The organism is Microbacterium altimontanum (assembly GCF_058349865.2).
The window spans coordinates 227,517-240,026 of the sequence record NZ_JBYRJB020000002.1; the positions used below are offsets into that span (position 1 = coordinate 227,517).

Genomic DNA, 12,510 nt, shown 5'->3' on the forward strand with positions numbered 1-12,510 from the left:
TTCAGAACATCGGGTGGTCGTGGGCGGCATGCACGGGAACCTGCTGCAGCACGTCCCAGTGCTCGACGATCCGGCCGTCCTCGAATCGGTAGATGTCCGCGACCGCCGCGTCGGGTGCGCCCGGACGGGAAGCCTTCACATGGACCATCGCGAGGTCGCCGTCGGCGATGACCCGCTGGATCTCGAATCGCGCGTCCGGCGATCCGTCGAACTTCGGGGTGAGCATCTCGACCGCGGCGGCCCGCCCGTCGACGATCGTCGGGTTGTGCTGGCGGTAGTCGTCGGAGACCAGGAAGGCGAACGCATCCGCCACCCGCTTCTGCGTGTAGAACAGGTCGCAGAACCGCTCGAACGCGGCGCGGTTGTCGGTCATGGTCTCTCCTGTGTGCTCGTAGGTGCGACTACGACCGGACCGAGCAGGCCCGTCGGGTCCTGTTGCGCGAAAGCGGAGAAGAAGTCAGGATGCGCCTTCGCGAGCGTGTTCGTAACCTCGATCTCGAGCAGGTTCTCGGAGTCGAGCACGCCGGCAGGAATGTCGAAGGCGTACGGCGGCGCGATGCGTGTACCGAGGTCGACGCCGGCGACCCTCACCCGCGCGATCTCGAAGACGGTACCGAGGTCGAGTCGGTGCGGTTGCCCGGGGTGGTCCGTGGTGAGCTGCGTCGTGTACCGCGCCGTACCGCTGAACCGGGGCAGCAGATCGGGATCGCTGAGGGGACGCAGCTCATCGAGCGTGCGCCACGGGGTGAACGTCGGGTACTCCTCTGCGGTGGCCAGGGCGACGTCCCATTCCGTTGCTAGCAGCGTGCCCTCGCCCGCCGTGGTCGCTGGCTGAACGTGGAGCCCCGCCCACGCGGTGGGTTCGCCGACGAGAAGCACTGTCGATTCGCCTGGCTCGAGCACCACGTCGACCTCGGTGCCGTCGTCGACGGCGCTGCTCGGGACTGCAGTGAGCGTGGCCGCGAATGCGTCGAACGTCACCACGTCGCCCGTGCGGGGCAGCGTCAGCGTAGTGTGCAGCGTCTCGGTCACCGACTCGTTGACGAGCATGACGACGTCTGCCTCGCCGTGATCGATGCGCAGCACCCGCAGCGATGGGGCTGCCCCCGAAGTCCGCACGGCGCGGTTCGTCAGCGCGCGCACGACCGTCGCAAGCTCGGCTTGGGGCACGGCGTGGAACGACGTTCGCAAGACGTCGGCGTCGTCCTCCGCATCCGTGTCGCTGCACATGACGTCCGGGACCTCGTCGACGAAGACGACCGGCACCCCGTCGGCGTGAAGGCGCAGCAGATTCCGTGCGAGCGCCGCCGGCAGGAAGGCGCTGCCGGGCACGACGAGGGCGTCGTACGACTCGCCGCCGAGCGCGAGCGATGCGCCGTCGGCCGCGGCGCCCGCGAGCGCGTCGCCGGGCACGATGTCAGCGTCGAGCTGTGCCTCGGCCAGCAGCCGCAGAGGCCGCTCCACCGGCTGCGCCGCGCCCAGCCACTCGGCATCAGCGTGGTACAGCACTGCCACGGGGGCGATGTGCGTGCCGCCCTGCAGGAGGTGGCTGAGGCGGTCGGTGTAGGCGCTGAGCAGATGATGGTGCCGATACTGCGGGTTGTGCCCCTGTGCGTAGAAGTGCGGTGGACAGTCGAGATCGGGGAACGGCGCGGGAGAGAAAGCATGCAGCACGATGTGCGTGACGCCGCGGACCATGAGGTGATTCGTGAGCCAGGTGAACAGGCGCAGTCCCGCGTACCAGCCGTACGCGCCGATCGTCTCGCACATCGACCTGCCGCGCTTTCGCGGGTCGAGGTGAGCGGCGGACGACGCGAGCTTCGCCAGCCCGAAGTGGAAGAACTCTCCGTCGGAGTGCCCCACCATGTTCGCGAACGGCCCACGACCGAACCCGGGCACGACCTGGGCACCGATGATGTCGATGCCCGCCATGTCCTGTCCGGCCATCGCACGGAAGTAGTGGCCTGCGCCGGGACCGAGGTGCGCGTGGGCGCCGTTGTCCTCGATGACATGGCCGATGTACTCCACACCGTGCGCCCGGCACCAGTCGCCCAGACGCTCGGAGAAATTCTCCGCGTACAGCCGGGTCACGACATCCATGAAGGCGTACCGCACTCGGCGCTCCGTGCCGCCCGCGGAGTTCCACAGCATCGGCAGGAGCGGCAGGGGGTCGGCGCCGAGCGCCGCGGTGAGCCGCTCGTGGACGTCCTCGTTCCACGGCAGCGGCACCGGCTTGCCGAGCTGCGAATCGAAGTCGAACGTGTCCGGGTCGTTGTAGATGCCGGGCTCGTCGCTGAAGAATCCGGCGATCGTGGTGCCGAACTCGGGGCCGTACCGGGCGTGGATGCGCTCGTGGACGCTGTCGATCAGCAGCTGGGTCGAGGCGGCGTTGAGGTAGTCGATGTGCTGGGCATGCCGCGCGCTGCCACCATCGGCCGTCGTGGTGAGGAAGAAGACGCGCCACCAGCCGTCGGGGATGTCCCAGTGCACGATGCCGTCGGTCACTCGATCGGTCAGGTCGATCGGCTCGCCGACCAGATCGTGCCCGTCTTCGGCGCGGCGGTACGCGACGACGCGCACGAGGTTCCCCGGATCCAGCGCGGCGGGGGGCCCCCAGAACTGCCGGCGCTCGACGATCAGCGACGCCCCACGCGCGGGACCGATGACATCCGTGTGCCGCTCGGCGAGAAAACGTCGACGCAGGTCGGCCTCGGCATCCTGCACCGCTCCGCCGGCGTGCCCCGTCGGGAACGTGTCATCGTCGAAGAACCACACCGTCATGCCGCGACGGCGCGCGATCTCGAGGACGGCGTCGACATCATGCCACCACCCTTCGCCGAGGAAGTCCGGATGGGGGCGCGCCTCGAGGATGACGGAGCGGATGCCGGCGTCACCGATGCGCTCCATCTCCTCGCGCACGGACGCCGTGCCCGTTCCCTTCTGCCAGAAGAGCGGCATGATGGCGCCGGGGACGGGGCCCGAGACGGCGTCGTGCAGTCGTTGCAGTGTCACGGTGTCGCCGCCCTCTCGCTCATGGTGAGTCGCCCGTCTCGGCGGCTCGTGCCGTCGCACACCCAGACAGCGAAGTCGCCGGGCTCGAGCAGCCGCCGGCCGTCGTCTGTCCAGAAGCGCAGATCGTCGGCGGTCAGGGTGAAGGAGACGACGGTGCTCTGCCCCGGTGCGAGGGTCACGCGGTCGAACCCGCGCAGCCGCGCCACAGGCTGGGTGAGGCTCGCGACCTCATCGCGGGTGAACAACATGACGACGTCGTCGCCCGGCCGATCTCCGGTGTTCCGCACACGCACGCGCACGTCGATCGCCGCGCCGCTCTCGAGGGCTGCGAGCGAGGCGTCCGTCGGGAGCTCGAGCTCCGACAGCTCGAAGGCCGTGTAACCGAACCCGGCGCCGAAGTCGAAGCGGGGCCCGAGCTCCAAGTCGAGGTACTTCGAGGTGTAGTAGTCATCCGTGTTGTTCGGTCCGGCGAACTCCGCGTCACGGTTCGTCAGGATGACTCCGCCCGTCTGTGGCGGCCGCCCGGTCGGCTCATGGTCGTAATGGATGGGGACCTGTCCGACGGAACGGGGGAACGTCATCGGCAGGCGCCCTCCCGGGTTGACGCGTCCGCTCAGCACGCCGGCGATCGCCGCGGGCGCCTCGCTGCCGAGGTGCCACGTCACCAGGAGTGCTGCGACGTCCTCGATCCAGTCCTCGACGACCAGCGGGCGGCCAGTGGCGAGCACCACGACCACAGGCGTGCCGGTGCCGGCGACGGCACGGATGAGGCGGCTCTGCGCCTCGGGCAGCGAGATGTCGGCACGGGAACTGGCTTCCCCCGAGAGGGTGCTGGGCTCGCCGACGGCGAGAACAGCGATGTCGGCGGCGCGGGCGCGCGCGACGGCGTCCTCGATCTGGGCCGCACTGGCCTCGAAGAATCCGGCACCGTCGACGACGTCGAGGTCGACATCGGTCAGCTCGTCACCAAGGGCGTCGGCGAGCGTGCCTGCGACGGGGGTCGCGAAATGCTGCACCCAGGCGCCGAGGTGGTCGGCGCTGCGGGCGTAGGGCCCGGCGATCAGCACGCGCCGAAGGTCGGCGAGGGGCAGCAGCTCCCCTTCGTTGCGCAGCAGCACAGGACAACGCTCCGCCGCGGTCCGAGCGGCAGCGCGACCCTCCTCGCTCGCCGCACTGGGCGCCGCTCCCTCGTCGACGTAGGGGTTGTCGAAGAGGCCGAGCCGCTCCTTGAGCGCGAGAACACGGCGCACAGCGTCGTCGACACGCGTGGGCGAAACGTCATCCGGCGACAGCAGTGCGACGCCGCTCTCGTCGACGAGGAGGGACCCGCCCATCACGATGTCGACCCCCGCCTCGATGGCGAGCGCGATCGCCGCCTTCTCGTCGACGGCGACGCCGTGGTCGACGAGCTGTGCCACCCCCTCCGCGTCACCGACGACCACGCCGTCGAAGCCCCACTCGTCCTTCAGCACGTCGGTGAGCAAGGTGCGGTTGGCGTGCATCGGGGTGCCGTTGAGAGCGTTGAAGGACGCCATGACCGATGCCGCGCCCTCTGCGACGCCCACCCGGAACGTCTCGAGGTAGGTCTCTCGCAGCCGACGGGACGAGAGGTCCGTCGTGTTGTAGTCCCGGCCGGCTTCCGCGGCGCCGTACGCGACGAAATGCTTGAGGCACGACGCGACGGCATGCGGCTCGATGAGTTCGTGCTGATAGCCGGCCACCTTCGCGGCCGTGAACCGTGCCGCAAGGTGAACGTCCTCGCCGAATCCTTCGACGACCCGCCCCCACCGAGGATCGCGGGTGAGGTCGACCATCGGTGAGAACGTCCAGTTCACGCCGTTCCGCCGCGCCTCGGCGGCCGACACCCGCGCGTCCGCCATCGCGACAGCGGTGTCGAAACTCGCTGCCTGGGCCAGCGGTGTGGGGAAGATCGTGAACTGGCCGTGCACGACATCGAGGGCGATCAGCAGGGGAATGCCGAGCTCGGACTCCTCGACGGCGACGCGCTGGAGGGCGTTGGTCGCGGCGGCGCTGGCGGGCCAGAACTGGGCTCCGATGCCCCTCCGTGCAAGGTCCTGCTGCCCTGCGGTGTCCTTCCGCCAGACGATCTGCAGCTGGAAGAGCTTCTGCTCCCATGTCATCCGGTCGAGAAGGTTGTCGATGCGAGCGCTCATACGACGGCTCCCTGCGGCACAGCGGCTGCGAGACCCTCGTCTTGGACGAGAGCGCGATACCGGAAGGAGCGGAATGTCACGGTGCCCTCCCCGGCCGAGAAGAGTGCGGGCCGCAGGCTCTTCAGGTCGTTCATCGTCGCGGAGTTGTACCCCTGGGTGTCGTACCGCACGCCGTGCCGCGTCCATTCGTCTCCGGGCCGGCGGTACCACCCGGTCACGATGTGGTGGTCATTGCGCAGTCGCAGCTGGATCGTGTCGCCAGACTCGACCGGCGCGTGGAAGTGGGTGCGGATTCCCCCCGCGTAGCTGGTCATCACGGCACCGTCCCACCCCATGCCGCAGAACAGTCGATCGTTGAAATAGAGGAGGAGACCGCCGAGGGCTGACGGTGACGACACCTCGAGTTCGACCTCGATCTCGTACGCCGTGTCCATCGCCCACGTTGTGAGGGGCGATGAGTCCGCCGGCGAGGTGCCCTTGGCGCGCAGAACAAGTCCCTCCTGTGTGAACTGAGCACGGCCCGTCTCACGGGAGGAGGGGTTATCGAACACCCAGCGCTCGCCCCATCGCGGCGTCGAGAAGTCGTCGCTCGGCGCGAGAACGGCGGCAGGGACACCAGCGCCCGCCGGTTTGGGCAGCGGAGCGCCGAGGTCTGCAGCGGGGGCCGTCGGCCATCCGTCCTCCGTCCACGCGATGGGCTCGAGGAGCGCCTGACGCCCGAGCGTGCGGTAGTCGCGCCGGTATCCGTGCGACACCATCCACCATGAGCCGTCGGCGGCTTCGAGGATGGTGGCGTGACCGCGCGACCACCAGGCCTCGTCCGACGACCAGGTGCGCGCGACCGGATTGTCCGGCGAGTTCTCCCAGGGCCCGGACACGCTGCGCGACCGGGCGACGATCACCATGTGACCGGTGGCCGGGCCACCGGTGCCGCCCACTGCGCTGACGAGGTAGAACCACTCGCCGCGCCGGAAGAACTTCGGTCCCTCGAGGGCGTATGCCTCGGTGATCCATTCGTCGGGGTAGCGCCAGCCATCGTACGCAGACTCCAGCGACGTGACGGCGTGCAGTCCGGCGCGGTCCAGTCGGCAGCGGCGGATCCCGTTGACGAAGAGGTAGCGCTCGCCGTCCTCGCCGACAACGTGCCCGGGGTCTATCGCACCGGTGATGCCCGTGAAGATCGGCTCGCTCCACGGCCCCTCGGGTCTGTCTGCCGTGATCACCCAGATCTGCGGCTCGGTCATCGCGTCTGACCAATGGCTCGGGATGAACGGAATGTAGATGTAGTACCGTCCGTCGTGCTCGATGAAGTCAGGCGCGAACACCGTGCTGCGCGGCTCGGCGAGCGCGCAGGTGACGAAGGTCCAGTTGACTAGGTCGGGCGACCGCCAGATCGTCAGACCCGGAGCCGCGTCGAAGGACGAATACGTCAGGTAGTACTCGTCGCCGACGCGAAGCACGCTGGGATCCGGCCGGTCGCCGGGCAGGACGGGATTGCGGAACGTGCCATCGCCGAGATCCGCCGGCGGCCGCTCCCCGTTGGGTGCAGCCATCCGTCAGCCCTTCAAGCCGCCGGCGAAGCCCTGGATGAAGCGCTTCTGAGCGAACAGGTAGAACGCGAGGATCGGGATCATCGAGACCAGCACGATCGCGAAGATCTTGTTCCACTGGGAGACCAGCGAGCCGATGAAGTAGTACATGGTCACCGGCAGCGTCTGGTTCGCCGAGCCGCCGAGGAAGATCAGCGCCGTGAAGAAGTCATTCCACACGATCAGTCCGGCGAGGATCGCGACCGTCCCGGTGGCCGGTGCCATGAGAGGCAGCACGATGCGGAAGAAGATCTGCGAGCGGCTGGCGCCGTCGATCGTCGCCGCCTCCTCGTACTCGGTGCCGAGACTCCGGAAGAAGCCGGCGTAGAGGAAGATCGACAGCGGGAGCAGCATGCCCGTGTAGAGGACGATCATGCCCCAGATGGAACCGGTGAGCCCGATGGCGCGGGCGCCGATGTACAGCGGCACGGTACCCAGCTGCGACGGCAGCACGATCGCGATGAGGAACAGGTAGTACACAGCCTTGCTCCAGCGGCGCGTGCTGCGGGCGATCACGTAACCGGTGAGTGCGCCGAGAAGCACGAGCCCGATGATCGAGCCGACCGTCATGACGATGCTGTTGACGAGCCCCATGATGATGTTGCTGTTGCCCTGCGCAGTGAACAGCTCGGCGAAGTTGCCCCAGGCCGGCTCGGTGGGCAGCCCGAGCGGAGAGGTGGTGAACAGGTCGCCGTCGGACTTGAGCGCCGTCGCGATGAGGAAGTAGAAGGGGATGAGGAAGACCAGTGCGAGCACCCACACGAGCACCTCGCGCAGAGCGGTCAGCTTGGTGTACCGAAACATGGGTCAGTCCTCTCCGCGACCGTTCGAGACGCGCTGCTGGATGACGGCGAAGACCAGGATGATCACGGTGAGCACGAGCGCGAGCGCCGCACCGTAGCCGAAGTTGCCGAGGGTGAACGCCTGCTTGTAGACCTCGGTGGCGAGGGTGGATGTCGCGCCTGCAGGCCCGGTGCCGGTCAGAGCCATGATCTGGTCGAAGATCCGGAGCCCGTTCACGAGGCCGAGGGTCGTTGCGATGGCGACAGCAGGGCGGATGGCGGGGAGGGTGACGTGCCAGAACCGCTGCCAGAGGCTCGCGCCATCGATGGCCGCGGCCTCTTCGATCTCGACTGGGACGGCCGCGAGTCCGGCCATGTAGATCACCATCGCGAAGCCGGTCTGCTGCCACACGATGACGAGGAGGATCGTCCAGATCGCGAATGTGGGGTCGCCGGTCCATGCCCGTGCGACCGAGTCGAGGCCGACCGCCCGCAGGACGGTGTTCAGCGGGCCGTTGAAGTCGAAGATGAACTTCCATACGTACGACACGGCGAGGGGGCTGAGCACCACTGGCATGAAGAACAGCACCCGCAGGGTGTACCGGGTCTTGAGCCCCCGGTTCAGCGCGAGCGCGAGGACGAGGCCGATCACATTCGTGAGGATGACCGAGCCGAATGCGAGGAAAAGTGTGTTCCCGAGTGCGAGAAGCTTCGACGGATCGCGGAAGATCTTCTCGAAGTTCGCGAATCCGATCCAGTCGAACGAGCCGAGACCCGTCCAGTTCGTGAACGCGAAGACACCGCCTGCGGTGGTGGCCACGTAGTGGATGGCGATGACGAGGACGACGCCGGGCAGTGCCCACCACCAGTGTCCGAACTTCAGCAGGCCCGGCCGCCGCGGGGGTGCGCCGCGCCGGGAACCGCGGCGGTTCCGTTTCGGCACGACCACAAGCTCTGTCTCGGATTCGAGCGTCGTCGTCATCGTCCTTCGTCCTCTCGCGTCCTGCATTCGAGACCGCCCGGCGCACGTGTCGCCGGGCGGCTCATCGAATCACTGCCAGGCGGCGTCCATGTCGGCGAGCACCTGATCGATCGTCTTCTGACCGGTCAGCAGACCCTGCACGCCCGCGCCAAGCGCGTCGTACACCGCTGCATTCGGCCACGACGAGTTCGGGATCGGCGTGAAGGCGCCGTCCTTGAGGATCGTCTCGACCGGGGCGTAGACCGAGTCCTTGAAGTCGATGTCCTGGTAACCCGACACAGGAATCGTGCCCTGGTCCTTCGCGAAGGCCTTCGACTGCTCGGGCTCAGCCATCCAGTCGAGGAACTTCTGTGCCGCGACCTTGTTCTTGGAAGCGGCCGAGATGGAATACGCGTACGTCGAGCTCGCGATGGCGAAGGGCTTGTCGGAAGACGTTGCGGCGGGGAACGCCTCGACGGCGAACTTCGCGTGCCCCTGCGCCGCCGTGTTGATCTCCGTGGCGGCTCCGCTCGGTCCGAACATCCCCAGGGCCTTGCCCTGCGTCAGGCCGTTCGTGATCGCATCGAAGCCGGCGCCCGCTGCGCCCTTCTGGAAGCAGCCCGCCTTGTTCATGTCGACGATCGCCTGCAGCGTGTCCTTCCAGCCCTGCGAATCCGCGAAGGTCACCTCACCCTTGGCACGCTTCTGGTCCCACTCCGGGTCCTGGGCATATACACGCGTGGCCGAGACGGTCTGCGCCATGATGCCGGTGTTGGCTCCGATCGAGCCGGCGATCACGAAGAGCGACTTGCCGTCGGCTGCCATCGACTTGCAGGTGTCGAGGACGCCCTGGAAGTCCTTGGGGTAAGCCACTCCCGGCATCGTGTTGTAGACGTTCCCGACGAAGGCGATGTCGAGCGCCTGCCCGTACACCTTGCCGTCGACGATGAACTGCGCGTCGGCGCCCGCGGGGATGAGCTTCTTCGCGGTGTCGTCGAGCGGCGCGAGCAGGCCCGCCTTCGCCAGGGAGACGACGCTCTGCGCCTGGCCGACGCCCGGGGCTGCCACGAAGACGTCGGAGGCGTTGCCCGCCTGCAGCTGCGTGCGAATGGTCTGGTTGAAGCTCTCGCCGGGAAGTTTGTTCAGCGTGATCTTCACGTCGGGGTTCTCGTCCATGTACTGCTTGGCGAGCTTCTCGTATCCGGTCTCGACTTCGTTCGAGACGCCGAAGGCGAGGGAGAACTGCTTCGTGTCGGTGGTGGAGTCACCGCCGTTGCCGCCGGTCGAGCCGGAGCATCCGGCGAGAATGAGAGCACCGGCAACCGCGGTGGCGAAGACGCCGGCGCGGAGTGCACGAGAGCGACGTTGCTGTGTCATGTCGGGCCTTTCTGACTTCGTTGTCGGCGGCTCGGGTGATCGAGACACCATGCTGTCGTCCCCAGTATGACCGCGATATGCAGAAAAGACACATTAGTTTCTTCGATATATGGCATAAGGCGGGCGTCAGTCCGCGCCTGGCGTGCCAGACCCAGCCAGACCGGGCGGTCTGAGCGGGTCCGGCAGGGCGGTCTTCTCACGGCTCGGTGCGGAGAAACTCCCAGAAGCTCGTCGCCTCCCCCGGGTCCATCGGAGGCGCCACGGTGCCCGCCTCGGCCGCGTCGTTCTCGGCACGGCAGTTGGCGGTGGAGTACTCGACGACCCGGCGGACGCGGTCGACACGGCGACGGCCGTACGCCTCCAGCGCCGCGTCGATCGGCGCTCGCCTGAGTTCGTCGGCGAGCACAGACGCATCCTCGATCGCCATTGCCGCCCCGCTCGACCCGTGCGGCGGCATCACGTGCACGGCGTCGCCGACGAGAACGAGCCGCCCGCGATGCCAGGGCGCTTCAGGCATCAGCGTCTGGAACATCGCGATGTGCACGTCGTCCCACGGCACGCCCACCCGCAGTTCGTCGACTCCCGGGAAGGAGAACTCCTGCAGCACCTGCTGCACGTCGGCGAGGACCTCCTCGCGATCGGCACGAGGAAGGCCCGGACGGGGCAGGGTGAGGAACGCGTAGACGCTGCCGTCACCGAGCGGCCAGAGCCCGAGCTTGACCGCCCGCGGGCCAAGGAACATGGTTCCGTGTTCCAGGCCGTCGACGGGACCCGTCACCCAGCGGAGACCGAGCTGGTCGAGGTTCTCCCGACCATCAGCGAGCACCGCGTCGCGCAGCTGCGACCCGGCACCGTCCGCGCCCACGATAAGGTCGTAGCGCCGCGGCTCGCCCTGGTCGAACTCCGCCAGCATGCCGTCATCAAGCGACGAGACCCCGGTCACGGCGACACCGGCCCTCACCGTGACGCTGCGCTGGGCGAGCGAGGACGCGAGCGCCTCAGCAAGGCTCAGCCGATCGACGATCACATTGTCGGGATACGGCTGCCCCGCTGGGGTCGTCCGGTCGACATGCACGATCGTGGTGCCGTCGGCGGTGCACATGTGCAGCGACATGCTCGGCGCGCTGGCAGCGAGCACCGGGTCGAGGACGTCGATCGCGGCGAGGCCGCGCAGCGCGCACGACGACAGCCCCACGGCCACCCCCACCGGCCGGGGATTCGGGTCGACGACGTCGACCTCGAACCCCTCCAGCCGCGAGAGGGCGTTGGCGGTGGCGAGGCCGGCGATTCCCGCTCCTGCAACGAGAACATGCGTCACTGAGGTCATGCTCCCCACGCCGCGTCCATGTCGGCCAGCACCTGGTCGATCGTCTTCTGACCGGTGAGCAGACCCTGCACACCAGCGCCCAGTGCGTCGTAGACCGAGGCGTTCGGCCAAGTCGCGTTCGGCAGTGGGGCGTAGGCGCCGCTGCCGAGGATGCCGGCGACCGGCGCGAACACGCTGTCCGAGAGATCCAGCCCCGCGACGCCGGTCACTGGGAGGTCGCCCGCGGTCTCCGCGAAGGTCTTCGACTGCTCCGGCTCGGCCATTCAGTCCAGGAACTTCTGCGCCGCGACCTTGTTCTTCGAGTTCGCGGACAGCGCGTACGCGTAGGTGGAGCTGGCCAGGCCGAAGGCCTTGTCCGTCGACTGTGCGGGTGGGAACGCGTGGACGACGAACTTCGCGTGTCCGGCAGCGGCCTTGTTGATGTCTGCTGCGGCGTTGCTCGGGCCGAACATGCTGAGTCCGCTGCCCTGTGTCAGCCCGTTGGTGATGGCATCGAACCCCGCGCCTTCGGCGCCCTTCTGGAAGCAGCCGGCCTTATTCATATCGATGACGGTCTGGAGCGTCTGCTTCCATCCCTGGGAGCCCGCGAAGGTCACGTCGCCGGAAGCGCGCTTGGCGTTCCAGTCGGGATCCTGCGCGTACACGCGGGTGGCGGCGATGATCTGTGCCATGAGGCCCGTGTTGGCGTTCACAGAGCCAGCGACGATGAAGAGCGCCTTGCCGTCGGCCTTGAGCTTCGCGCAGGTGTCGAGCACGGTCGCCTCGTCGGTCGGGTACGCGACGCCGGGAAGCGTGTTGAAGATGTCCGCCATGAAAGAGATGCTGAGCGCCTGACCGTATGTCTTGCCGTCGACCTGGAACAGGCCTTCCGACCCCGCCGGGATGACGTTGGTGGCAGCCTTGCCGAGCGGTGCGATCAGCCCGGCCTTGGCGAGGGGCACGATGCTGTAGGGCTGTCCGGAGCCGGGAGCCGCCACGAAGACGTCCGACGCGTTTCCTGCTTGTAGCTGTGTGCGGATCGCCTGCGGGTACGTCTCTCCCGGGAGCGGGTTCAGCGTGATCGTGACGTCGGGGTTCTCCTTCATGTACTGCTTGGCCAGCTTCTCGTAGCCGGTCTCCTCGTCGTTGGCCGGGCCGAAGGACAGGGAGAACTTCTTCGTGTCGGTCTGCTTCTCGGTGTCCGCGGATCCGGAGCCGGAGCATCCGGCGAGGACGAGGATGCCGGCGAGACCGGCGGCGAGGGCGGCGGTGCGGATCATGCGCAAGCGACGGTGCTGTGTCATGGCGT

Annotated in this window: 10 protein-coding genes; all 10 read right to left on the minus strand. The window is 67.9% G+C overall.

Going from position 1 to position 12,510, the window contains the following annotated elements:
* Position 1: 1 nt before the first annotated feature.
* Positions 2-373, minus strand: coding sequence for a nuclear transport factor 2 family protein (locus AC3RX1_RS03315; protein ID WP_491499818.1), 372 nt, complete (start codon positions 371-373; stop codon positions 2-4).
* A complete protein-coding gene (locus tag AC3RX1_RS03320; RefSeq protein ID WP_491499819.1) occupies positions 370-3,012 on the minus strand; it encodes a glycosyl hydrolase family 2 protein in 2,643 nt (880 codons plus the stop codon). The genes AC3RX1_RS03315 and AC3RX1_RS03320 overlap by 4 nt, the downstream gene beginning before the upstream one ends.
* The gene (locus AC3RX1_RS03325; protein ID WP_491499820.1) at positions 3,009-5,186 is read right to left on the minus strand and encodes a glycoside hydrolase family 3 N-terminal domain-containing protein; all 2,178 of its coding nucleotides are present in this window, start codon (positions 5,184-5,186) and stop codon (positions 3,009-3,011) included. The genes AC3RX1_RS03320 and AC3RX1_RS03325 overlap by 4 nt, the downstream gene beginning before the upstream one ends.
* A complete protein-coding gene (locus tag AC3RX1_RS03330; protein WP_491499821.1) occupies positions 5,183-6,739 on the minus strand; it encodes a family 43 glycosylhydrolase in 1,557 nt (518 codons plus the stop codon). Before AC3RX1_RS03330 ends, AC3RX1_RS03325 begins: the two co-directional genes overlap by 4 nt.
* A gap of 3 nt (positions 6,740-6,742) precedes the next feature.
* Positions 6,743-7,579 carry a carbohydrate ABC transporter permease gene (locus AC3RX1_RS03335; RefSeq protein ID WP_491499822.1) on the minus strand — a complete coding sequence of 279 codons (837 nt, stop codon included), beginning with the start codon at positions 7,577-7,579 and terminating at the stop codon, positions 6,743-6,745.
* A 3-nt stretch (positions 7,580-7,582) separates the two neighbouring features.
* A complete protein-coding gene (locus AC3RX1_RS03340) occupies positions 7,583-8,539 on the minus strand; it encodes a carbohydrate ABC transporter permease (RefSeq protein WP_491499823.1) in 957 nt (318 codons plus the stop codon).
* 69 nt (positions 8,540-8,608) lie between these two features.
* Positions 8,609-9,895: an ABC transporter substrate-binding protein gene (locus AC3RX1_RS03345; protein WP_491499824.1), complete on the minus strand. Its 1,287-nt coding sequence runs from the start codon at positions 9,893-9,895 to the stop codon at positions 8,609-8,611.
* Positions 9,896-10,091: 196 nt separating this feature from the next.
* Positions 10,092-11,213 carry an FAD-dependent monooxygenase gene (locus AC3RX1_RS03350; protein WP_491499825.1) on the minus strand — a complete coding sequence of 374 codons (1,122 nt, stop codon included), beginning with the start codon at positions 11,211-11,213 and terminating at the stop codon, positions 10,092-10,094.
* Positions 11,214-11,218: 5 nt separating this feature from the next.
* Positions 11,219-11,485 (minus strand): type 2 periplasmic-binding domain-containing protein, encoded by a 267-nt coding sequence (locus tag AC3RX1_RS03355; RefSeq protein WP_491499826.1) that lies wholly within the window; start codon positions 11,483-11,485, stop codon positions 11,219-11,221.
* On the minus strand, positions 11,486-12,505 hold the full coding sequence (locus tag AC3RX1_RS03360) for an ABC transporter substrate-binding protein (protein ID WP_491499827.1): 1,020 nt from the start codon (positions 12,503-12,505) through the stop codon (positions 11,486-11,488).
* Positions 12,506-12,510: the final 5 nt, after the last annotated feature.

Excerpts from the sequence above, each read along its gene's own strand:
- AC3RX1_RS03315 (WP_491499818.1), bottom strand. The coding sequence starts at position 373 with ATGACCGACAACCGCGCCGCGTTCGAGCGGTTCTGCGACCTGTTCTAC.
- AC3RX1_RS03325 (WP_491499820.1), bottom strand. The coding sequence starts at position 5,186 with ATGAGCGCTCGCATCGACAACCTTCTCGACCGGATGACATGGGAGCAG.
- AC3RX1_RS03330 (WP_491499821.1), bottom strand. The coding sequence starts at position 6,739 with ATGGCTGCACCCAACGGGGAGCGGCCGCCGGCGGATCTCGGCGATGGC.
- AC3RX1_RS03335 (WP_491499822.1), bottom strand. The coding sequence starts at position 7,579 with ATGTTTCGGTACACCAAGCTGACCGCTCTGCGCGAGGTGCTCGTGTGG.
- AC3RX1_RS03340 (WP_491499823.1), bottom strand. The coding sequence starts at position 8,539 with ATGACGACGACGCTCGAATCCGAGACAGAGCTTGTGGTCGTGCCGAAA.
- AC3RX1_RS03345 (WP_491499824.1), bottom strand. The coding sequence starts at position 9,895 with ATGACACAGCAACGTCGCTCTCGTGCACTCCGCGCCGGCGTCTTCGCC.
- AC3RX1_RS03355 (WP_491499826.1), bottom strand. The coding sequence starts at position 11,485 with ATGGCCGAGCCGGAGCAGTCGAAGACCTTCGCGGAGACCGCGGGCGAC.
- AC3RX1_RS03360 (WP_491499827.1), bottom strand. The coding sequence starts at position 12,505 with ATGACACAGCACCGTCGCTTGCGCATGATCCGCACCGCCGCCCTCGCC.